This window comes from Parachlamydiales bacterium (genome assembly GCA_041671045.1).
In the GTDB taxonomy this organism is placed as follows: domain Bacteria; phylum Chlamydiota; class Chlamydiia; order Chlamydiales; family JABDDJ01; genus JABDDJ01.
This window is the reverse complement of record JBAZCF010000008.1, coordinates 33,534-55,753: the sequence shown is the minus strand read 5'-3', so window position 1 is coordinate 55,753 and position 22,220 is coordinate 33,534. Positions and strand designations below refer to the sequence as shown.

Below are 22,220 nucleotides of genomic sequence, written 5' to 3'. Positions count from 1 at the left end.
GGAACCCCCATCATTTGATGGCGCTTTTAGACTCGATATTTAATGCCTTGGAATACTTTAACAAGGTAGAATGGGCAAAATTTACGTCTTTAGAAAGCAAATAAAACAGATCGTTTTGCCTGCGTTGATGAATAGACTCGAGAAGATCTCTTATACGTGCTATTTCACTTGCAGTAGGAGCAATAGGGGCTGTTAAAGCAAGGGGTAATATGTCCTCGATCTGCTCGATCTCGTTCAGGGGAATCCCCTTGACTGAATCCGCTTTAATGGTATCTGTAAAAAGAGAGTATCGGGTGAATAATTCTAGTTTGATATTATCGATTTTAACCCGATTGTATTCGTCTACTCCCTCTAAAAACAATTCTACCATTTTGAAGAATGCGGAATGGATATTATTACAGTCAGAAAGAACATTTTGGTATTCTTGGGAGATTTTTGCCGTAATTGCACGCATTTCAGGCAAACAATGCACTAAAGCAGCGATTTGGCGTGGGCGGAATTGTGAATCTTTGGTGTTATTGGTAACAAGGTATTTTATCAACTCAGTCAAAACATCCTTACGTAAGGGAGAAATTCTTGCTAGTTCTATCACTTGTTGGGGGCGAAGCTTTTTTATGAAATCCGTAGTCAAAGACTCTTTGGAGAGATTGCGTGTGATAGAAAAGTATTTAGGTTCGAATTTATCATTCATAAGTACCACAATATTGTTTTCTTAAAGTAATGCAAATTGAATGCCATTACAAAATTTCATTAAGCAAATAGTGGTAGTAATTAACTTTACTTTTCACAATTTCATACCTGATGGGCTAATCTCTTCTTTTCAAATAAATAATTGATTGTATATGAGTTTATAGTGATATCTAACTATCAACTCATTGGAGTTCCAAAAATGAAATATGTCTACGAATTTATAGGCACCTTCTTTCTAGTCCTTACCGTAGGACTAGCTGTGCTTGCCGGCCCTGCTACAGCTCTTTTTGCCCCCCTCGCCATAGGATCAGTCTTGGCCGTTATGGTTTATGCCGGTGGTCATATTTCTGGAGGTCACTATAACCCAGCTGTCTCTTTTGCAGTATATCTTCGCGGTAAACTTTCTCACGTCGACCTAGTTTACTATTGGATAGCCCAGTTATTAGCAGCAGTTGTTGCAGCCTATCTAGCTATCTATCTTACAGGAAATAAATTTGCAGCTACGCTCGACTTGGATGTTGTAAGATCTCTAATTGTAGAGTTCCTATTTACTTTCGCTCTCTGCTTTGTCGTCCTCAACGTAGCAACAGCAAAAGCTACTACAGGCAATTCTTATTTTGGTTTTGCCATTGGCTTTATCGTATTAGTGGGTGCTTATACTGTCGGTGCAATCTCCAGCGGTGCATTCAACCCTGCAGTTGCTTTAGGTGCTGTTATCTTGAAAGCTGTTTCCTGGAAAAGCTTATGGGTCTACATCCTAGGCAACCTAGCCGGCGGAGCTGCTGCAGCCTTTACATTTAAAGCTGCTCATCCTAACGAATAATCATTCAAAGCAAGGGGTTGAAAAATCCCTTGCTTTTCTCCATCACTTAATCTTCTTCAATATTTTTGCCATATCAATTCCTGGACCTAGCACCGGCTTGAATATATCCCCGACTTTCTTCAGTCTTTTCATGATCGTTTTGAGATTAAAATTTAGCGGATCTAGATCATAATTCACCTCATCCCACTCAAGCGGAGTGGAGACTCCTGCTCCCGGACGGGGCCTAACCGAATAAGGAGCCACAACTGTCTGAGCAGACCTGTTTTGTAGATAATCTAAATAAACTTTTTTAGGTCTATTTTTGGGGCTTCTCTCCAATGAGGTCGTTTTAGGCAAAGCATCATTAACATGCGTGACAATGAGATGGGCAAATTGCTTTGACTGTTCAAAGCTATATTTAGCATTTAAAGGGATATATATATGCAAACCTCTTCCACCGGATGTTTTACAGTAATGCTTAACCCCTAAATCATCTAATAAGGCATGAGCCGTCAATGCGGCATCTATCAAATGCTGCCACTCAATTGCCTGCGGATCAAGGTCAATAACACAATAATCCGGTGAATCAAGGCTTTTCACACGTGATATAAAGGGATGGATGTCAATACTTCCTAAATTAACAGCGAATAGTAAGCTCTTCACATCATCAATTAATAAATAGTGGATGTCTTTTTCCTCATGCGCAACTGCAATGGTCTTTATCCCTTTAGGTAAGCCGGTCAAGAGATCTTTTTGATAAAAACTTTGACCTGTGATCCCATTAGGAAAACGATGCAAAACAATAGGCCGATCTTTGAGATAAGGTAGAATGAACGGAGCCGCCTCTTCATAGTAATGGATCAAATCGCCTTTGGTATATTTCTCCTCCGGCCAGTAGATTTTGTCCAAATGTGTAAAGCCCCCTTCCGAACTTGCTGCTGCCGTTTCAGGCTTAGTGATATCTGCTGTTTCTATCGGAACTTCTTTAACCACTTTCTTCGCATCCTTGTCTTTTCTTAACCCCTGGAAAATGGGCTGCCGCATAATATTGTCCTCCGTCTACTCTGCAAAAGATACTTCGCAAATAAGTCTGGGTTTTACCCACGTCACTTTTTCATTAGGCTTAGGTCTAACTATAAAAGGGCATTCACTCTGCTCCAGCGGCTTTAACTGTTCATAAATATCTTTCAGAAGGCTAGCTGTAAACCCACCCCCCACATGTCCTGCATACCTTAACTTATCGTTTTCATAGAATCCTACCAATAAAGCGCCTAAAAGTTGACGCCCTCCACGTGGAGCTGTAAACCCTCCAATAACCAATTCCTGCCTATGAGAGCTTTTGATTTTGAGCCATTCTTTACTTCTTCGTGAATGATATAAACTCTGAATACGCTTGGCCATAATGCCTTCCAATCCATTTTTCAACGCCGCCTTGAAAAATGCAGTACCCTGGGTAAGTATATGGTCGCTATAACGTAGTAGAGGGGATTTGATAGGATCTAATAACTTTTTCAAGAGGGACTTACGGTCGACCAACGGCATATCTCTTAAGTCCATGCCATCCTTAAACATAATGTCGAAAATATAATAGACAATATTGCCTTTCCCGGTTTTTTGGTAATTTTGCATCAGTTGGAATCTAGATTTACCTTTATCATCGAGCACCACCAATTCCCCATCTAAAATGCATTCAGCGGGAATTTCTTTCAAAGCTTCTACAATGCTTTTAAAACGGGAATTGAAATCAAGATCGTTCCGTGAGAGCAGTTGAATAGTATTCTTTTGCAGATAAGCTACAGCCCGATATCCATCCCACTTAATTTCGAACAGCCAGTCTTCATTATCGAAGGGGGCCGTTGCAAGTGTAGCTAGCATAGGAGAAATAGAGTGGGGAAAAGGGCTTTTTTTCCCTTTTGAAACTACATTGTCAGAGACTTTTTTTTTAGGCGCTTTCTTTTCTTCATCTTTTTTTATGAGCAGCCACTGATCTTTAGCCTCTGCATTCTGAAGTCTAATTAAAGCAAAAGTTCCTTGGAGCTGTTCACCATCCAATGTGAAATCGATATGCCCTTTAGCCATTCCTGTGGAGATTTTTTTCTCCTCTTCGTGCTTTGATTTGCAATCAGGAACAGTGTAAGTTCCTTTATCCCATATTTCGACAGTTCCGGCTCCATAGTTTCCTTTAGGGATAGTACCTTCAAAATATTGGTAGTCTAATGGGTGGTCTTCCACGTGAATAGCAAGCCTTTTCACCGAGGGATCCATGGAAGGTTCCTTAGGAACTGCCCAGCTAAGTAAAACACCTTTAAACTCTAGCCTAAAATCAAAGTGCAAATGCCTAGCATCATGCCGCTGTACCACAAAACGTAGTGCTCCCGACGTTTTTTTTACTTTTCCGGCCGGTTCCTTGCTTTCTTCTAACAGCCTCTTGGCTTTATAATTAATTAAGCTCATGCAGACTTTTTCCCAGACTTAGGTGCAGGTTTCTTTTTTGTCCCTTCAAGGCTGGCCTGCAATAAAGCCATAATGTCATGCACTTTTGTTTTTTTAGGTTCCCCTGATTTAGGTTGGATTGTCTTACCTTTAGCTTTTTTTTCAATGACCTCTTTAAGCTCTTCAGTGTAGGTATCTTTATAATCTTCCGGCACAAATGGAACTGTCAGTTGTTCAATAAACTTTATAGCCATCTCTAATTGCTTATTCTCAGATTTTACCGTCGGAATTTTTAAGTCTTCTGGCTGAACTAATTCATCACAGTACCGCATCTCTATCAGTAACAACATATTGTCATGTACTTTCACAGCGGCTAAATGTTCGTGATTTCTTATCACATACCTTGCTAAAGCAACTTTCTTAGACTTTTTCATGGCGTCCCTCAGCAGCGAATAAGCATTACCCGCCTCTTTATCAGGCTCTAAAAAGTAAGGTTTAACAAAATAAATAGGATCTATTTCTTCTTCGTCTATAAAATTGACAATTTCAATGGACTTACTTTTTTTCACATCGACTTTCTCGAAATCTTTATCGTCTAAAATGACAAAATCACCCTTCTGATATTCGTATCCTTTGACAATCTCATCCCAAGGCACTTCTTTTTCTTCATTTTTACAAATGCGGGCATACCTTATCTGCGATAGATCTTTTTTATGCAGCAAGACAAACTTCAGCTCTCTCTCTCTGCTAGCCGTGTACATGCGTACAGGAATATTAACCAAGCCAAAGCTTAATGAACCTTTCCAAACCGTATGCATCTTCTCACTCTTTAAATTTATTTAAGAGGCACTATTTCGAGAGAAAAGCAATCATCGCAGGTAAAATACAGATACGTCTATTAGCTAAGATTAGCTAAGCTCATTCTTAGCTCTAACGTAAAACTCACATTTTTCTGTACGATCATCTTTAGATTTTTTTTTGACAATAATAATCTAATTTATTAATTCATAAATATAACCCGAGATTAAGAAATTATCACGGGAATAAACCCCTAATTTCAGGAGGGATTATGCCGCTAAAAAAAGGCTCCAGCAAAGAAACAATCAGTGAAAATATACGCACTGAAGTACATCATGGTAAACCACAAAAACAAGCCGTGGCTATAGCTTTGAATCAAGCAAGAAAATCCGGAACGAAAATACAAAAGAAAGGGAAGAAATCCTAAGAAGAGTTCAAGATTGACAGCAACTTCCCGGAGGGAAGTTGCTGTCAGGCAAATTAATGCCAGACGTGGTCAGTCAGAATGATGCCATTACGTCTTACAGGCTGGATCACAAGCCAGTCAACACAACTTTCTTCCACTGAGCAAGGGCAGAATTGGTAAAGGGGGATTGACACTTCAATCATACCTTGCACTCTTGTAGAGTTAACATCGTCGTGGCTAACACGAACTTGTAATGAAACCATTGAGTTCCAGTTTAATTCAACACGTCCAAAACCACCCCAGAAGTTTTCTATTCTGGAACGAGTGTAGTAATAAGGACCTGCTGCAGCATATAAATCAAAGTCAGCATAGCTGAAAAGCTTTTTGCCGAACTCAGCGTCAAATCCAGAATATGCATATTCAAGTAAACGCTCAGAAGCAAAGGTGCTGCCGTTAGCAACAAGGCGTGTACGATTGGAGTTATGTCTATTGTTGTCGAAGACCCAATATGTATTCAATCTCATATCATAGTTTGGATCTAGGTACTCAAGGCCTACGCCCCACTGATTAAAGCTATGCTTAGTGTTGCCTCGGCGGTAATCATAGTAGGTGTTGATGCCTACAGCAGCATCACACATGCAGAGTTTATGTCTGACACCAAAACCGATATTGGCAGCATACTTACCATTATTAAAAATGTAATTACGCACATCGATGAATGGATGTTCAAAAATTGTATTTCTTATCGGAGAGAAAACTGCTATTTCGGTGTAATCTTCGTCGATACTGATGTAATCACCCGTTGCATATCCGACCTCTAGTCGTGCTTCTTCAGTCGAATAATAATAATTATCCAACCATGAATTATTAGCCGAAAGACCTGATGTTATAGATAATGCTAATAAAAAGTAGATGAAATGTTTATACATAATTTTGATTCCTTCGGTGAAATTTTTAATAAATAATAAATATGGGTATTTTAATCAATAGTAGCTCATAAGGAAAAGTAGATATAATAGGACTTAGCTTTAAGCTTCGTACTACTAACCTTCTTCCTTGCTTTCACCGTTTTAGGCATCCCTCTAGGAATCTATGGAATCGCTCATTAAAAATCAAAGCCTAAAGTAACATAGGGGCCGCCAAAACCAAAGTCGCTAATCGATTTACCTATCGACTGGACTGTTACAGACCCTAGCTCAGGAGCTGTTGCAACAGTTAAAGGCTTGATGCTTTCAAGCGCATTTAAATAAATGCCCGCTTTGTAGCCTGCCTCAATTCTTACAACACAGTCGCAATAGCTGTAGGCATAGTTGATGCCCACCTTAGCCTCACCGCCAAAAACGGTTTGGGTAGTAGAGTCAGGCCGTATGTATTGACGAGTTTCAGGCTCGAAACCTACTTCTGCGCCTACAATAGAGGTGTCTTTCAAAGATAAATGCCGTTGCCGATTACCCATCAAGCAAGCTCCTGAAATTTCACCGATAAGCCCCAGGCCATCGCAGAAATGATAGATCATATTAAGTCCTAAGATAGGACCTCCGCCGACAAATTTACACTTCTGATACATCGATAATTTGATGTTCTCAGGATGATTACCAAACTTTGTCTGCAGTTTCTGGTTTAATAGTGCAAAATCCACCCCTGCAAAGACGCGCAGGCTAAAGGAAGAACCCGCATCGATATATTGTCCTGCAGTCAGGTGTATACGGTCGAAATGGTTCCATAATGTGCTTTTAGCATGTGTGTACTGTCCATTCAATTCGCCGGCGCTAAATAGGGGCTCTATGAAGTTTGCTTCGTTATGTACAGTGTTAAGGTCTTTTGTATCATGATGGAGCCAGCTGATCTTGATATTGTTTCCTGAATTACCGAAATAATAGCCAAGGCCTAAATCAAAGGCTGATGTGAATTGTGGTCTAACAGCCTTCACATCCCAGCCTTCTATATTAACACCTGCTGGATGGATGACTGTGGCATAATCTAAATCACCAAACGTAGGCCTCAAAGTCATGACAGAAATTTCAAATTCAAATCCCGGAGTAAAGCTAGGGACATATACATCAGAAAATTCTTCGATATCTACCTCTTCATCCTCTTCGGCAATTTCAAACTCATCATCAAAAGGCATAAACGCCGACAGCTGTGCAGATAGGAGCATTGAACACATAAAAAAAGATAAATATTTTTTCATTAGAAGTTCCTAAAATACTGTAAAAATAGTCCAAAAGAGATACCACACAGTATTTTTGAAAGCTACTAAAATATTTACTTTATATTGATTGATTGAATGGAGTATGTTCGAAAAAAACAACGGGGGTAACCGTGGAAACTTCATATCTTTTAGCTCGTATTATTGGGATTACATTGATGGTAGTTTATGCAGGCGTGCTGCTGAATAGAAATATTTACGGATCTTTCTGGAGCGATATCTCAACCCATCCTGTCATATTATTTATCACAGGGTTTCTTTCCTTGCTCATAGGACTTATCGTTGTCCAATTCCACAACGTATGGACGCCCGATTGGAGGATTATTGTCACTCTTTTAGGTTGGCTAACCTTCTTAAGTGGAGCATTGCGAATTCTATTCCCGGCCCAAGTGATAAAATTCGCCGCAAAATTCTTTGAAGACCGCGAATATAAAGTTATCACCATTGCATCAGGCCTACTAGTCGCCTTAGGGGCATTTTTGACTTACATTGGATACACCCACACATAGGTATAATATGAAAAGATTCATTCCACTGCTGACAGGACTCCTATTCGTATTAAGCAGTCAGTTGTCTGCTATCAGCTTAGTTGTCAATGTTGCTCCTCCCGCAATACGGCAAGAAGTTGTTCCGGTTAGCCCCGGCAGTAACTACGTTTGGGTCCAAGGATATTGGAATTGGTCAAATGACAACTGGGTATGGATACCTGGCAGCTGGACTGCTAGCCCTTATGAAGGCGCTGCATGGGTAGGCGGTAGCTGGGATAGAAGAGATGGCGGCTGGTACTGGAATGACGGACACTGGGACCGCGATTATTGGAACGGACGCCACTGGGAACACCGTTGGAATGATGGCTGGAATGGTGGAGGGGGCTGGTATGGAGACCGTCATGGGGACTATCATGGAAACTGGAATAATGACCATTGGGGTTATAATGACCATCATGAACATTACGATCATCATGGTTATGAGCATCACGATTATGACCATGGACATGGCCATGTAGGCGGCGGTGGACATCATCGTTAGTGGAAATTGAGATATCATGCATTACGACAATCATCGTAGTGCGTGATATTATGTCTATTACTTCTTTGTGATTTTCCAGCAGCGGTGAATTTTAGGATCGGCAAAATCTAGTGGCAGCGTCTTATTAGAAACATCTCTCACATCAAATTCAGAGAACTGATCCAGGTCAAAAACAAAACGGCGAGAGTTCGTACTAAACAACATAACTCCACCCGGCATCAATAGTCGCGCTGCTTTGCGCAAAAGCGAGATATAATCCTCTTGAATATCAAACATCTGGTCCATTTTTTTAGAACGTGAAATGGTAGGCGGGTCTATGACGATAATGTCATACTTATTGCCATTCTCCCGTTCGTCATCTAAAAATTTTAGGCAGTCCTCACGTACGATAGGGTGGTTTTTAAGGGAGATGCCATTTAAAATGAAGTTGTCTTTACACCAGCCTGTATATGTGTTTGACATATCTACCGTCTTTGTGAAAACCGCACCTGCTGCGGCTGCCTGCACACTGAAAGCGCCTGTGTAAGCAAATAGATTCAATAAACTTTTTCCCTTAGCGATAGAGGCGACATAATGCCTTGTCTCACGATGGTCTAGGAATAGACCTGTATCCAAGTAGTCTCGTAAATTTATTTTGAAGGCCACACCATATTCATAGACTGTAAAAAAGTCTTTATGCTCTCCCACCTTTTCATATTGCTGGTATTTTTCCCTTCGTATGCGCGTACGCCAAAAGATATCAGCATCGGTAGCATCAAATAACTTTTGCAGAGTAGTGATGATCTCTGCGTACAGTTCAGGAGAGGGCTCTTCATCTTCACGATGGCGAGAAAAGTAATGGACTAAAAACCTTCCTGCATAAAAATCTATAGCAAGAGGATAGTGGTGCAGGTGCCGATCATAAATCCTAAAGCAATTTGTCTTTGTCCTCTTGGCCCATTTGCGCAGATGGCGGTAATTGTTTCGGATGCAATTCAGGAAAGGGGAGGTTTTATCTTCACCGGCCAATATTTCAGGCAATATTATCATGTCTTCACTCATGAGGGATACAACTGATGACAAGGGCTTCCCCTTGAATGTTTATGGTTGCTGTAGGTTCTGCTAAAGTGTTGCAAATACTCTCTTGCAGTCCAATACTTAGAGGATAGTTCTGACCGTTATAAGTAAGTCCTGTGGTCGTCATTTTTGCTTCAGGATAGCCAAGGATAGCGCAAACACTCCCAACTGGACCGGTAAGCATTACTGTAGCGTCTTTCACATACTCTACACATTCAGTACGAGTAACAAGCGTTATCTTACGATCCGGCCTATAGTACTTCTTCAAAAATCCAATATTGCCTAGCGTATGGTCTAACCTGCCTCCGGTGGCATTTAAAATAACGATAGAATCGGCTAAGGAGCTATCGCAAAAGTGAATGCCTTTTTCTAGATCAGTGAAATCCTGGTTTTTGGCCGGAACAATCAATACTCCAAAGTAACCAGGATAAGGCTTCGTACAATTGTCAATGGAATCAAACTGGTTTTGTATACCCCAATATTCCGCATTTAGGATCGAATCAAAGTCGCCCAAAATAACATTTGGAAAGAGGGTACCCCCCATAAAGTGGTTGGCGGCTCCATCCAAAACCAAGAGTTTCTTATTTGGAATGAAAGTGTTGACTTGTTCCATTGAGAATTCAGTGCTATTTGCGACAATAACCCATTGTTCACAATGACAATAAAAGGGAATGAAAGTGAAAAAGAATGTTAAGAGTATTGATTTCAAGGTTTTGCCCTAATTTATTTTCGGCGCTCCTTCGAGCGCCGAATAGAGAAAACGGGCAAGAAAGATCTTAGGTTTCTACAACAAAAGTTACCCTAGCGATGACACGATATAAAACTATCTTGCCACCTTTAACTTTGGCTTCGACATGGTCGACATTGATCTGCTTCACTTCACGAACGGTTTTAGAGACTTCCTGTACACCGGACTCTAAAGCATCTTCGATCGATTTGCCTTCACATATTATTTCTAACACTTTTGCAACAGCCATAATAAACCTCCGTTTAAATAAAAAATTACCTTATTTTACCGAAGATTATTAATCAAGTATGCAGGGCGCTTACTAGCGGGGACCACAGTTGCAGTCTTCACCGCATGCATAGTGAACAGAATCAGCCAAAGGTTTTTCAATGTAAAAACCTAGTGTGAAAGTCAAAGCAATAAACAAAACTGAGAGCATTTTCATCGTAAAAAACTCGAGTTATTAATGATTAATAATCAACCACTATCAACGATAAATATGATAAAATGCAATGAAATTCTTGCTTTTAGTAAAGTTTGCAGTGTAATTTATTTTTTTTAATGAGGTTGTAATGTCACAAAATATTGTAGTGATAACGGGTGCATCTTCCGGAATTGGCGCCGCTTCAGCTAAACGCTTTGCAAGCGCTGGCTGGCGAGTGATTCTGTTAGCCCGTAGAAAGGATAGGCTGCAAGAACTATGTAAGGAAATAGGCGAGTCTACAGTATCCTTCTATGAATTGGACGTTACCTCCCTTCCTGCGGTAGAAGAAACCTTCGCCAAAATCTATGAGACTGAAGGAAATATTGATCTGCTAGTCAATAACGCAGGGGGAGCTTTCGGATTGTCGCCAGCTCAGAAAGCCGATATTGAAGACTGGGAGAAATGCATAGATGTGAATATCAACGGACTAATCTATTGCACACACACTGTATTACCCTTCATGGTCGCGAAAAATAAAGGTCATATAATAAATATGGGTTCAGTTGCAGGGACTTATCCCTATCCCGGTGCAAATGTCTATGGAGGCGTAAAAGCCTTCGTGCAGCAATTTTCCTTAAACCTTCGTTCAGATCTGCTAGGGACTGCAGTGCGTGTCAGCTGCATCGAGCCCGGGTTAGTGGGCGGAACGGAATTTTCCTTAGTGCGCTTTCGTGGAGATACCTCCAAAGTAAAGCAAGTTTATGATAACACCGAGCCCCTACTACCGGCAGATGTGGCGGAAACAATCTTTTTCTGTGCCGCTCTGCCTCCTCATGTAAATATCAATACGATAGAGTTAATGCCAGTATCACAAGCCTTTTCACCCTTAACCGTTATTAAAAGCCATGCATAAAATCATTTTTCAAATTTTATTGATTGTGCTTCTAGGTAACCTGGATGCCTATTCGAAAGACCAAATATCCTTTAAGCCAAAGCTTTTTGTGCTTAGAGACTTCCTGACAGAAGAGGAATGTGATTACCTTATTCAGTACTCACGTCCCTACCTGAAACCTGCGGTCATAGCAAACGAGAAAACTTCCATAAATGAGGTTAATCCCGGTAGGATCTGCACCTGCATGTTTTTTCCTCCGTTTCATCAAGACCCAATCATAGCAAAAGTGGAAGCAAAGATGGCGCAAGCGGCAGGGCTTCCTATTACCCATAGCGAACATATCCAAGTCGTGAACTATCAAGTTGGCGGACTTTACAGGCCGCACTACGACTATTTTAATACCAACCTGCCTGGAGGACGTTTTTTCACCCAACTCGGTGGGCAGAGGATGATTTCGCTTGTCGTCTATTTGAACCGCCCCAAATTAGGTGGTGAAACAGTGTTTCCTTTAAGCAAGATCTCTATTGCACCTGTAAAAGGGGATGCTATTCTGTTTTATGATACGGATGACCGCGGACAGGTGGATCCCTCTACATTACATGCGGGAGCTCCCGTCTTAGAGGGAGAAAAGTGGATAGCTACAGCTTGGTTCAGGGAAAGGCCGTATAGAGCGTATCACTATTAACGTTGTAGATGTGACGGTCTGTGTAGCGTATTATGAACGCAGAGAAGCTCCGTCCGGCAGAAAGCTGCCTGACGGGGCTTGTCACTTTATACCTGCTTACTTCAACTTAACAGCACTCTTTTTCCTAAGGCGAATATTCAACGCTTCCACGCCTAGCGAAAAGGCCATAGCAAAATAGATATAACCTTTGGAAATATGCTGTCCTAAGCCTTCAACAAGCAAGGTAACGCCGATCAGAACAAGAAAGCTTAACGCTAGCATTTTTAGCGTCGGATGGCGATCTATAAACTCAGAGATGCTTTTAGATGCAAATATCATCACCACTGTAGAAGCAATAACTGCTGCTGCCATAATAGTAATTTGATTGACCATCCCTACTGCGGTAATCACCGAGTCAAGAGAAAAGACAATGTCAAGAAGGAGTATCTGTACGATGACACCCTTAAAACTACGTTTAATCTTAGCTTTAGGCTCTTCAGTCTCTACGTCTTCAAGTTTATGGTGGATTTCGTGAGTACTTTTAGCAATTAGGAAAAGACCCCCTGCTAAAAGGATAAGATCCCTGCCGGATATGGGTTGTGAGAATACGGTAAATAGAGGTTCAGTCAAACCAATAATCCAAGACAAGGTCAGAAGCAGAGCTAAGCGTGTGATTACAGCTAGAGATAGACCTAAAATTCTAGCGTAATTACGCTCTTCCTTCGGTAATCTATCGGATACGATGGAAATGAAAATGATATTGTCTATGCCCAAGACAAGCTCTAAAGCAAATAAGGTAAAAAAGGCAATGATTGATTCAAAACTTAGAAGAGAGTCCACAAAATCCTCGTATAGCTGATGTCGCAAGATAGTAAATTTAAACTACCCTATTAATAAAATTTCCTTGATTTTCTTATCTATTTAAAGCATGAAATTCAATGAAAAAACTGAGGATAAAAAATGAGTGCCCCCGTTTCGAAACTAAATAATGCACTACTAACCCTTTGCTTTTTAACCTTTACTGCCAGCCTCAGTGCAGGTGCAAATTCTTCAGAAAAATCTACCAAAACTTGTTGTATTCAATGCTCTAACTCCATTCCAATCTTACGCGTCTCTAAAACCGGTAAATATGAAAGAATTCTTTTAACGCAGCTTAGAGATAAAAACACCTCAATGGAAGATTTTAGAAGCGCCAGTCGGAAACTTGCTGCTCTATTGGTCAATAAAGTTATTCAAATCCTACCTAGCAAGTCTATAGAGATTGAATCGCCGGTCGGGAGATGTAAAGGCGAATTTGTAAATCCTCAAATCGAACTGGTTTCTATCATGCGTTCAGGGGATGCTCTTCTTGAAACTTTCATGGAACATTTCCCAAAAGCGAATGTCAATAAAATCCTGATACAAAGAGATGAGGAAACAGCCAAACCGTGCTTTATATACAAAAAACTCTCACCCTCTATAGCAAATGGAAGATACGTTGTGATCACGGAGCCTGCGATAGCGACCGGAGGAACAATAGATATGACAGTTTCATTACTGAAAGATCTAGGTGTAGCTGAAGAAAAGATTATAATAGCGTCATTAATAGCAGCCCCTGAAGGACTTATGGACTTAAGTCAGAAATATCCAAAAATCAACGTTGCTCTGACAGCATTAGATGAAAGCTTAAATGAAAATAAATACATAGTTCCTGGCTTAGGTGATTTTGGAGATCGTTACTTTGGAACCCCCCACTAACATATGACACACATTCAACTTAGAAACGCTAACTATTACTATGAACTGACCGGAGAAGGGGAGCCCATAGTTCTTATTTCTGGTTACTCTTGTGATCACGCTTTTTGGGAGCCTGTAGTTGAAAACCTTAAAGCCAAATTCACACTGCTGACCTTTGATAATAGAGGTATTGGCCAGACCACAGACCAAGGGGGGCGGCTATCCCTTCAGCTGCTCACAGAGGATGTGCTGGAAATCATTGAACAATTAGGTTTAATAAAACCACATATTGTAGGTCATTCTATGGGCGGGGCTATTGCACAAACAATAGCGGCTAAGGCTGAACAGCAGATTGGAAAAATGGCAATTATCAATTCCACATCTAAACTGCGCGAAGCCACTTTGTGCGCCTTAGAGTCGCTTCTTAAGCTTAGGAAAAAGGGCGTGGATTTTGATACCCTTTTCGAAAGCAGCTACCCTTGGTTTTATGGGGATGAATTTCTAAGTGATAAATCAAATATAGAAAAACTGAAAGCAGCTGTGTTGCAAAATCCTTTCCCTCAAACTCTAGAAGGGCAAGAAAGGCAGATTCAAATTTTAAAGGATGCTAAAAAGATAGACCTAAAAAACATCTCCACACATTCTCTTGTAGTTTATGGCACGCAAGATCTAGTCACGCTGCCTTCTGAATCGATGGAACTGGCAAATAAGATACTGAATTCCACTCTTAAAAAACTAAATAGCGGCCATGCAAGTGTTCAGGAAAATCCTCAGCAAATTGCAGACTTTTTGTTAGATCATTTCAAGAGATAGGTGGTGTTCTTCTTTTCTCTCAAACGTTCTGCTGGTGTAGGAGGAAGGCGACTTACGTCGCTTTCAGAGCCCTCGACTTGTCGTAGGTGATTTACAACGAGCCTTTTAACATTTGGAAGCTTCTCAGGCTTCAAGGTCAGCATCTTTTCCGTATTTCCGTATTAAATGATCTCTATGATTAAACCACGCTTTTCGGCATCCTGTTGGGGTACGATTATCTAAAAATGAGGCAGCTTTAAAGGATCTTTTTTCTAGAGACAGTGTCTCATCAATCATAATTGAATAAAGCTTAAGTAGGTCAATTTCAGACCAGTTTTCCTTTCTTTTAGGTTTAGTAATGGCAGAGGAAATTTCGCTGATTTTGTTACTCTTTTCAGGAAGCACAGGGATTTTAAATGCTGGTAAAGGTGCTTCAAGTGATGTAACAACCTTCAATAACTCCTTTTGTTTGATCAATAGTAAACTACACATTCCTAAAATTGAATTTAACGATTTGTAGGGGAATGCTTCTTCCATCGGCTTGTAGCGATCACTATAATGCTTATGATGTATGTTGGCTAAATAGATTTTACATAGCTTGCGCTGTTCGGTGAGTACCCATATGTTATCCTGCTGAGGAATGTCTATGTAAATTTTTTTCACTAGCCCCCACTGTCGCTTAACTTCCTCTACAGTACAGTCAGCAAGCAATGCTATTTGATGATTTTCTAATCTAGCTATCTTGCCTTCAATAACGAAATAATTAACCTCGAATGGTCCGTTTGTAGTTTCAAATCTGTATATTGACATTAATATTACCGTATTAATTTTTTATCTAAATTATAATAGCTAGCAAATTTTTTCAACTCTATCGAATTTTGTTTGAAATAAATATGCTGACTTAAAATAGTAAATTAAAGTCTTTATACTCAATTGAATTCCGATTCTCGAGTTCAATATAAAAAAAGGATAATAATGACTCTAGAAGTCCTCATGGCCACATATAATGGCCAACGCTTTATCGAGCGACAGTTGGACTCTATCTTAACTCAGTCCTGGACTGATTTTAGGCTTATTATTGGAGATGATGCATCCACTGACAAAACACCGGACATCCTTAGTGACTATGCGAAGAAATTCCCTGATAAAATTTCATATATTCCTTATGAAGATAATGTAGGTGCTAATGCGAATTTTGCACGTCTACTGGAAGTCTCCGACGCAGACTATATTATGCTTGCTGATCAAGACGATATTTGGCTGCCGGACAAAATTGCTGATTCAATGCACGCTATGCAAGAACTGGAAAAGGAGTTTGGTAAGGATCTTCCTTTACTTGTCACTAGCGATCTTACCGTTATCGATGAAAATGAAAATCAATTACATGCCTCCTGGAAAAAATATGTGGGGATTTCCCAAAAAAGTTATTCACTTCCGCATCTTTTAATCCGGCACGCTTTTTTAGGATGCACACTGCTTTTTAACAAGGAACTTCTCATACTTGCTACCCCTATCCCTCTTGAAGCTGGAATGCATGACTATTGGCTTACCTTGGTAGCTACCGTATTAGGCAAGATCAAATCCCTGGATCACTCCACAATACTCTATCGGCTTCACAAACGCAATGTTGTTGGCGCTCGACAATATAACTTCAGTTGGCTTATGGATGAATGGCGTCATAATCCCGAACTGATTGAAAACTTCCAACAGCGCATATTAAAAGCCTACGCCCGTGCTTTCCTCTTTTACAGAAGGTATAAAAATTCTTTAAGCTCAGAAGAGGAAAAAATATTTGAAAATTTTATTCAGCTCAAATACTTGCCGTTTCACAAAGAATTATGGAATCGTTTAAAGTTCGGTTTTTGCGAGCAGACTTTCTCTCAAAATCTAATATTGCTTTATGCATCAAAAAAAATGGGTGTTTTTCCAACCAAATAGGAGCTGTTATGAGTCGCGTTGTACGCTTTAATAAAACCGGGGGACCCGAAGTTTTAGAGATCGAAACGATCGATGTCGCTGAACCCGGACAAGGTGAGGTGCGCATACTGGTGAAAGCTTTAGGGCTGAATCGGGCAGAAGCAATGTTCCGTTCAGGGAAATATCTAGAACAGCCGCAGTTTCCATCAAGGCTTGGCTACGAAGCTGCAGGTATTGTCGATGCCATTGGTGAGGATGTCAAAGGTATTAATCGCGGTGACACTGTCAGCATCGTTCCTCCCCCCAGTCAAGGAAAATATGGGGTTTATGGCGAATCTGCAATAGTCCCGGCATCACATGTCATTAAACACCCCACCTCGATAAGTTTTGTAGAGGCATCCGCCCTTTGGATGCAGTATCTGACAGCTTACGGTGCACTATTCAATATAGCTAAAATGGCTAAAGGCGATTATGTTGTTATTCCTGCCGCGTCCAGCAGCGTAGGCATCGCATCTATTCAGCTTTGCAATAGTGTAGGAGCTATTCCCATTGCCACTACACGTACTTCAAAGAAAAAACAAGCACTAGAAAAGGTAGGGGCAAAGTACGTTATCGCTACGGAAGAAGAAAATCTTTCTGAGAAACTCTTAGAGATTACAAATAATAAAGGCGCTCGTATCGTCTTTGATCCTGTAGGTGGGAAAACTGTTTTAGAGCTTGCTAAAGGTATGGCAGCAGGCGGCATTCTTATCGAGTACGGCGCCCTAAGTTCAGACCCTACACCTTACCCACTATTTGAATCGCTTAAGAAAGGGCTGACAATGCGTGGATATGTTCTTTTTGAACTCATCAATCAGAAAGAACAATTAGATAAAGCTATACATTATGTTCTGGATTCACTGACGTCAGGAGCCCTAAAGCCTGTCATTGCCAAGACTTTCAAACTAGATGATATTGTCGAGGCTCACCGTTACTTAGAATCGAACGAACAGTTTGGTAAAATTGTTGTTACAGTATAAATGAGGTAAGACTGCAACGACGGCACAGGTGCACAACCGTGCCGCTCTATGCTGCTTCTATAATCCATTAGGATGTAAGAGACCATGCAAGAGTCGCCGAATATTATCACAGGAAGCCTATACGCTATCGTTGCGTTCTTTTGCATGGCTGTGTTTGGTATTCTTGCTAAAATGGGCCTGGAATCAAGTCCTGTTGTCTGGGTGAGTTTTTTGGCCTATCTTACAGGAACCTTAGTGCTGGTTCCGTTTATAGCCACATATGGCTTAGAATACTTAAAATCAGAACACTACCCTTTTCTAATTGGTCGGGCCCTTTTTGGGACTGCGGCAAGCTTCCTCTATACGATCTCCATTCAATACATACCGATCGTCAACGGAACGCTGCTCTTCAATACCGCCCCCATTTTTATCCCCTTGCTTTCAATAATATTTCTAAAGGCAAGATTAGAGAAAAGTCTATGGCTTGCCGTTCTCATCGGCTTCATAGGCATCATCATTATTATTAAACCTACAGCCGCTATCTTTACGCAAACCGGCAACCTCGTCGGACTAGCTTCCGGCATGTCATTAGCTATCGCCTATCTTCTCATGAAGCTCCTAACAAATACCGATCCGGGTATTCGGATTATCTTCTACTATCTAGGCATCGGTACACTTGTTCAAGCTCCTCTTCTTTATTTTGCAGAGGGTTATCCCACCCTAGAAGGCAGCATATATGCAATTATCAGCGGGCTCATGCTGGTCATTGCTCAACTTGCATTGATCAAAGGATACCATTATGCCGATGCTTCACAGATTGGAGTCTACCAATATAGCAGCATTGTTTTTGTCGGATTAATTGAGTGGATGTTCTGGGATAATGTACCGCCCCTATCAGATTTACTAGGGATACTCCTAGTAGCGATAGCCGGTATGATTATTATCCGCAACGGTCATAAAATTACGCACAAAGCCCTATAAGGGGCCGGTTTATTGATTTTCAGCAAACATAGCTTTGGAAAACAGTCGCCTGAAGCTACAGACTTTCTAGCTTTTGGATGCGCGACATCTGCAGCAAATTCCATTCATCAGTGCTGAAAGGAGTCTCAAACCATGCAGCAAGTATTTCTTTAAGTATAGGAAGGGACGTGTGGCGGATACTTAGAGCTAAGACATTCGCATGGTTCCAAGTGCGGGCCCCTTTTGCTGTTTCAGCATCTACACACAATGCAGCCCGTATGCCGGCTTTCTTATTGGCAACAATCGAACACCCGGTACCTGTCCAGCAAAGTACAATACCCTCATCTGCTCGTCCATCAATGATTTCATTAACTGCCTGTGACGTAACAAGAGGCCAGTCTATAGACTTTTCATCTTTACCTGGTCCAAAATAGATTCCTTGATGCCCCCGGAGTTTAAGCTCTTCTAATAGGAAGTCGATAAGCGGCGTGTAATCGTCTGAGCTGATTGCTATTCTCATATGCACCTTAGCTAGCATTGTAAGATCTTCAAAGCTACAACATCGTTTTATGTGAGTATAGCCAGATAAGCCCACAAAGTGAAGTCAATATATATATATCCACCAAGGGGGGCAATTCTATTTTGTCGTAATGATACGCATCACCCCTATAATTTCTTTTATACCGATCTGCGGTTTCTCGAATAATTGATAAGTCGGTTCTTTCTTTACTTGGAACTTCTCCCAATACTTTCTTCTCTTATCCAATGGAAAAAAGTACCTTACTCCCTTCAGAACAGATTGACCAAGCCAAGAGGATATTTTTCCAAATCCTACAAAAGTCCCCTCATTTTCTGACAAAGCAGTCCCCAAAGTTAAATAGCTGCAACCCTCTTCTCGCAATATCTGTACCGCTTTTAAAACAAGGGCCTCGGTTGTCCCATTCGGTGCCTCGGGAACTGCCATTTGCATGTTAAGCAGCCACCCCTTGTGCGCTTCCAGTTGATTGAGAAATAATACTCCGATGACACGACCCTTCTGAGATGCATAAAACCATCTTTTACCTTTACGGTCGGAAAAAAGCTCAAAATCGGCCAGATAAATTTGTAACCCTTTTCTTCCTTTCAACCAAATATTCGCTACTGTTTCAATATCCTTTTCTAACACAGGATTTATATCTACATACTCTTGGACTGAAACTCCCTCGCCTGTGGAATGATTTAACTTCTTTCGGAGAAGATGGCCTTTTGATCCTACTGTCGCATCAAACTGCGGATTGATAACTAACTCCTCGGTCAAATGCACTGAACCCCTGCAAATATGATTCGCAAATGCCCAGTCGCGAAATTCCTGTGAGGATATGAGATAAATGACACGCCATCCATGTTCTTTGCAATGTTGATGAAAGGTTTTAACTAAGATTTCCCGTGATTCAGGAGGACATACAGGCTCGCCAAAGACAACAGCACAATTGTTCTCTTTGCGGTAACCTATCACTCCTTCAACACTAGGTACAGAAAATGTCAGACAACGCGGATCAAGTAAGGCTGTAGAGTAAGAACTGCCCCATCGGCGTACACTTTCAGAACGAGAATGGGTATCGTAGGATTCGGTCGGGATTATGTCCACAAGTGTCACGTAACACTCCTTATTGTTAAAACATAAAATTTAAATTTACACGCATGCTAAGTTATATACAAGCAATGAAGAGAAAGAAAGAATAGGGTTTTAGACTCTATATATTGAGATATGACCTAGCGCTATTTATAAGGCTTGAGTGATTAGTTGATCTTAAAGGAGAGTGTAGAAGGCTATTTTTAAGGCGCTATTGGGATAAGAAAATCAGCAACTGCTTTTGCAGCAGACTGACCCGAAGATGTTACCTTTTCTTGAAGCGTACTAAAATGTGTGGAAAGACCTTTTTCTTTAGGGTCTAAGCTTAAGCGCTCATTTTCCGAGCAACAGGAAGCCATATTGGCATCAAAAGGCAGTAAAATATCGTTGGGATGGTATATAAAGAGCTTTTCTCCCTTTGCAAAGCGGGTTGTATCCGTTGCATCCCAATCCCAACCCAATAAGTAAATAGGATATGCAATGAAAATAGCCGAAGCAAAGGATGTAATTTTCTTGATCACTTACCAAAGCGTTCTATGCAAAAAATTTCTGTAATAAAGCTGAATATGGATTTGAGGGGCCGATCGCCTACTAATTTTCCTTCATCATCGAAATGAAGAGACTTTACTTGCGCGGCTAAATATCCGCCTAAAGAGTACCCATAAAGATGGACTTTGTTTTTATTTGTACCTAATTCTTTTGTGACGTATTGGTGAACGCTCTCACCGTCCAAAACCATATCTTTGCCTGTCCAAGTCGTTCCCAAACCCCGGTAGTTAAAAGTCACGATATTGCATTTTCTTTTGCTAAGAAGTGGAAAAAGCCAGTCGTGAATACCCTGGTTCGAACCTAAAGGATTAAAAGCGATAATTGTTGGCGTTTCCGTATCCGCATTATCTGCCACCTGCACTTCAGCGCACAGATGAACATTATCTGGAGTGATGATTTCCTTTTCAAAAGAACGACCGCGGATGTCAATCTGTTTAAAAGGGGCATAAACGGTTGTTTCGGTGCGGGGGTTTAAGCATGTCGCTAATATGGAATTAGGAATATAAAAGATAAAATTATGAACTTTGCGGCTTAATTTAGAAAAATAAGTGTCGCCATAGACATTCAATTTTGCGTTGGATTCATTCCAACAAGCGGTGAAGGGATTTTTGTGGTCTATAAGCATAATAAGTAATTAATAATAACTTTTGACAATTATTATATAATACGAATGTATTATAGATCAAACTTTAATTACATGCTAATTTTTCAGTCGAATAGAAATAATTTCAATAGGCAACGGTGAATTATTCGTGCTTCGATGCAGTTTTAGAAGGCGACACAATTTATATGTAAAAAAAATTTTATTTAATGCTGCAAAGGTTTAGAAATGAATTAAATCCAAGCAAGGAGAATAGTTTATGCAATATGCACTGCTCTTAGGAAGACTTCTTTTTACAACGATATTTATCTTGTCGGGAATTTTCCACTTTTTCCCTTCCGTCATACAGTACGCTGCTGATGATGGTGTACCCTACGCTAACTTAATAGTTCCAATATCTGGAATCATTGCGGCGATAGGCGGACTCAGTATTTTGTTAGGTTACAAAGCAAGATGGGGCGCATGGCTGATAGTGATCTTTCTTATTCCGGTCACTCTTCATATGCACGATTTCTGGACTTTCACAGATCCGGTGGATGTGGCTACACAACAAGCAATGTTTCTAAAAAACATGTCCATGTTGGGCGCTGCATTGATTATTGCTTTCTTTGGCTCGGGCCCTCTAAGCTTAAAGAAATAACTTATAGGCTTAGGTGCGACTTCTTTAAGATGGGAAAAGCTGCGACTTTGTCGCAGCTTTTCCCTTTCTATATCTATTTCTGAACTCGAAAGCGTTTTCTAGTATAGGAGTGCTGCGACTTGTAGCAGCTTTATTTGTCCTCGACTCCTCGAGGACAATTTTCATGAAAGATAAAAATCGTATAAGCAACAAAGCAGGCTGTTCTTGACTTATCAAAGCCCATAACGCTTGGATTATTAGATAGAATTTTATAATTACAGAGGTTTAGGCTTTATGACCCACTTTAGGAAGTCAGTGTCTATCAC

At 40.6% G+C, this 22,220-nt stretch carries 27 protein-coding genes; 12 read left to right on the top strand and 15 right to left on the bottom strand.

The genetic code is table 11. The annotated features are described in order from the left end of the window. Positions 1 to 10: 10 nt before the first annotated feature. On the bottom strand, positions 11 to 691 hold the full coding sequence (locus WC222_09080; GenBank protein MFA6916536.1) for a hypothetical protein: 681 nt from the start codon (positions 689 to 691) through the stop codon (positions 11 to 13). A 198-nt stretch (positions 692 to 889) separates the two neighbouring features. On the opposite strand from WC222_09080, the gene WC222_09075 reads away from it, so the two are divergent. Further along, positions 890 to 1,513 (top strand): aquaporin, encoded by a 624-nt coding sequence (locus WC222_09075; protein ID MFA6916535.1) that lies wholly within the window; start codon positions 890 to 892, stop codon positions 1,511 to 1,513. A gap of 42 nt (positions 1,514 to 1,555) precedes the next feature. Here WC222_09075 and ligD (WC222_09070) read toward each other — a convergent pair whose 3' ends face one another. The 3 genes from ligD (WC222_09070) to WC222_09060 are packed head-to-tail and all read right to left on the bottom strand — an operon-like array spanning position 1,556 to position 4,743. After that, complete coding sequence (gene ligD, locus WC222_09070) at positions 1,556 to 2,536, bottom strand: non-homologous end-joining DNA ligase (GenBank protein MFA6916534.1); 981 nt, start codon at positions 2,534 to 2,536, stop codon at positions 1,556 to 1,558. A gap of 15 nt (positions 2,537 to 2,551) precedes the next feature. Further along, positions 2,552 to 3,946: a non-homologous end-joining DNA ligase gene (gene ligD, locus WC222_09065; protein ID MFA6916533.1), complete on the bottom strand. Its 1,395-nt coding sequence runs from the start codon at positions 3,944 to 3,946 to the stop codon at positions 2,552 to 2,554. Continuing rightward, complete coding sequence (locus WC222_09060; protein MFA6916532.1) at positions 3,943 to 4,743, bottom strand: Ku protein; 801 nt, start codon at positions 4,741 to 4,743, stop codon at positions 3,943 to 3,945. Before WC222_09060 ends, ligD (WC222_09065) begins: the two co-directional genes overlap by 4 nt. A 251-nt stretch (positions 4,744 to 4,994) precedes the next feature. Here WC222_09060 and WC222_09055 point away from each other — a divergent pair, with 251 nt between their 5' ends. Beyond that, positions 4,995 to 5,150, top strand: a complete 156-nt coding sequence (locus WC222_09055) for a hypothetical protein (protein MFA6916531.1) — start codon at positions 4,995 to 4,997, stop codon at positions 5,148 to 5,150. Positions 5,151 to 5,203: 53 nt separating this feature from the next. Here WC222_09055 and WC222_09050 read toward each other — a convergent pair whose 3' ends face one another. Then, entirely contained in the window at positions 5,204 to 6,058 is an 855-nt protein-coding gene (locus WC222_09050; GenBank protein MFA6916530.1) for an inverse autotransporter beta domain-containing protein, read from the bottom strand. 176 nt (positions 6,059 to 6,234) lie between these two features. After that, a complete protein-coding gene (locus WC222_09045; protein MFA6916529.1) occupies positions 6,235 to 7,320 on the bottom strand; it encodes an Lpg1974 family pore-forming outer membrane protein in 1,086 nt (361 codons plus the stop codon). A 131-nt stretch (positions 7,321 to 7,451) separates the two neighbouring features. Here WC222_09045 and WC222_09040 point away from each other — a divergent pair, with 131 nt between their 5' ends. Further along, positions 7,452 to 7,847: a hypothetical protein gene (locus WC222_09040; protein ID MFA6916528.1), complete on the top strand. Its 396-nt coding sequence runs from the start codon at positions 7,452 to 7,454 to the stop codon at positions 7,845 to 7,847. Between the two features lie 7 nt (positions 7,848 to 7,854). Further along, on the top strand, positions 7,855 to 8,367 hold the full coding sequence (locus tag WC222_09035; GenBank protein ID MFA6916527.1) for a hypothetical protein: 513 nt from the start codon (positions 7,855 to 7,857) through the stop codon (positions 8,365 to 8,367). A gap of 57 nt (positions 8,368 to 8,424) precedes the next feature. On the opposite strand, the gene WC222_09030 is transcribed toward WC222_09035, so the two are convergent. The 3 genes from WC222_09030 to WC222_09020 form a co-directional block, all read right to left on the bottom strand. Further along, entirely contained in the window at positions 8,425 to 9,429 is a 1,005-nt protein-coding gene (locus WC222_09030; GenBank protein ID MFA6916526.1) for a class I SAM-dependent methyltransferase, read from the bottom strand. After that, positions 9,401 to 10,036: a thiamine diphosphokinase gene (locus WC222_09025; protein ID MFA6916525.1), complete on the bottom strand. Its 636-nt coding sequence runs from the start codon at positions 10,034 to 10,036 to the stop codon at positions 9,401 to 9,403. The genes WC222_09030 and WC222_09025 overlap by 29 nt, the downstream gene beginning before the upstream one ends. 163 nt (positions 10,037 to 10,199) lie before the next feature. After that, positions 10,200 to 10,400 (bottom strand): dodecin family protein, encoded by a 201-nt coding sequence (locus WC222_09020; GenBank protein MFA6916524.1) that lies wholly within the window; start codon positions 10,398 to 10,400, stop codon positions 10,200 to 10,202. A 322-nt stretch (positions 10,401 to 10,722) separates the two neighbouring features. Between WC222_09020 and WC222_09015 the strand changes: the two genes are divergently transcribed. Then, on the top strand, positions 10,723 to 11,487 hold the full coding sequence (locus WC222_09015) for an SDR family NAD(P)-dependent oxidoreductase (GenBank protein MFA6916523.1): 765 nt from the start codon (positions 10,723 to 10,725) through the stop codon (positions 11,485 to 11,487). After that, entirely contained in the window at positions 11,480 to 12,151 is a 672-nt protein-coding gene (locus tag WC222_09010; protein MFA6916522.1) for a 2OG-Fe(II) oxygenase, read from the top strand. The genes WC222_09015 and WC222_09010 overlap by 8 nt, the downstream gene beginning before the upstream one ends. A gap of 96 nt (positions 12,152 to 12,247) precedes the next feature. Here WC222_09010 and WC222_09005 read toward each other — a convergent pair whose 3' ends face one another. Beyond that, a complete protein-coding gene (locus WC222_09005) occupies positions 12,248 to 12,970 on the bottom strand; it encodes a TerC family protein (protein MFA6916521.1) in 723 nt (240 codons plus the stop codon). A 120-nt stretch (positions 12,971 to 13,090) separates the two neighbouring features. On the opposite strand from WC222_09005, the gene upp reads away from it, so the two are divergent. After that, positions 13,091 to 13,867, top strand: a complete 777-nt coding sequence (upp, locus tag WC222_09000) for a uracil phosphoribosyltransferase (GenBank protein ID MFA6916520.1) — start codon at positions 13,091 to 13,093, stop codon at positions 13,865 to 13,867. 3 nt (positions 13,868 to 13,870) lie between these two features. Then, a complete protein-coding gene (locus WC222_08995; protein ID MFA6916519.1) occupies positions 13,871 to 14,659 on the top strand; it encodes an alpha/beta hydrolase in 789 nt (262 codons plus the stop codon). Positions 14,660 to 14,782: 123 nt separating this feature from the next. Here the strand turns inward: WC222_08995 and WC222_08990 are convergent, their stop codons facing one another. Beyond that, entirely contained in the window at positions 14,783 to 15,448 is a 666-nt protein-coding gene (locus tag WC222_08990; GenBank protein ID MFA6916518.1) for a hypothetical protein, read from the bottom strand. A 165-nt stretch (positions 15,449 to 15,613) separates the two neighbouring features. Here WC222_08990 and WC222_08985 point away from each other — a divergent pair, with 165 nt between their 5' ends. The 3 genes from WC222_08985 to WC222_08975 all read left to right on the top strand — a co-directional run bounded on the left by WC222_08985 (position 15,614) and on the right by WC222_08975 (position 18,534). Beyond that, on the top strand, positions 15,614 to 16,576 hold the full coding sequence (locus WC222_08985) for a glycosyltransferase family 2 protein (GenBank protein ID MFA6916517.1): 963 nt from the start codon (positions 15,614 to 15,616) through the stop codon (positions 16,574 to 16,576). A gap of 8 nt (positions 16,577 to 16,584) precedes the next feature. Continuing rightward, positions 16,585 to 17,574, top strand: coding sequence for a zinc-dependent alcohol dehydrogenase family protein (locus WC222_08980; protein MFA6916516.1), 990 nt, complete (start codon positions 16,585 to 16,587; stop codon positions 17,572 to 17,574). Positions 17,575 to 17,658: 84 nt separating this feature from the next. Beyond that, positions 17,659 to 18,534, top strand: a complete 876-nt coding sequence (locus WC222_08975; protein MFA6916515.1) for a DMT family transporter — start codon at positions 17,659 to 17,661, stop codon at positions 18,532 to 18,534. A gap of 55 nt (positions 18,535 to 18,589) precedes the next feature. On the opposite strand, the gene WC222_08970 is transcribed toward WC222_08975, so the two are convergent. From WC222_08970 to WC222_08955, 4 genes are all read right to left on the bottom strand, one after another. Then, the gene (locus tag WC222_08970; protein ID MFA6916514.1) at positions 18,590 to 19,033 is read right to left on the bottom strand and encodes an RpiB/LacA/LacB family sugar-phosphate isomerase; all 444 of its coding nucleotides are present in this window, start codon (positions 19,031 to 19,033) and stop codon (positions 18,590 to 18,592) included. 117 nt (positions 19,034 to 19,150) lie between these two features. After that, a complete protein-coding gene (locus tag WC222_08965) occupies positions 19,151 to 20,149 on the bottom strand; it encodes a DUF2156 domain-containing protein (protein ID MFA6916513.1) in 999 nt (332 codons plus the stop codon). Between the two features lie 179 nt (positions 20,150 to 20,328). Next, positions 20,329 to 20,646: a hypothetical protein gene (locus WC222_08960; protein ID MFA6916512.1), complete on the bottom strand. Its 318-nt coding sequence runs from the start codon at positions 20,644 to 20,646 to the stop codon at positions 20,329 to 20,331. Continuing rightward, positions 20,643 to 21,299: an alpha/beta hydrolase gene (locus tag WC222_08955; GenBank protein ID MFA6916511.1), complete on the bottom strand. Its 657-nt coding sequence runs from the start codon at positions 21,297 to 21,299 to the stop codon at positions 20,643 to 20,645. The genes WC222_08960 and WC222_08955 overlap by 4 nt, the downstream gene beginning before the upstream one ends. Before the next feature lie 235 nt (positions 21,300 to 21,534). Here WC222_08955 and WC222_08950 point away from each other — a divergent pair, with 235 nt between their 5' ends. Then, positions 21,535 to 21,915, top strand: coding sequence for a DoxX family protein (locus WC222_08950; GenBank protein ID MFA6916510.1), 381 nt, complete (start codon positions 21,535 to 21,537; stop codon positions 21,913 to 21,915). Positions 21,916 to 22,220: the final 305 nt, after the last annotated feature.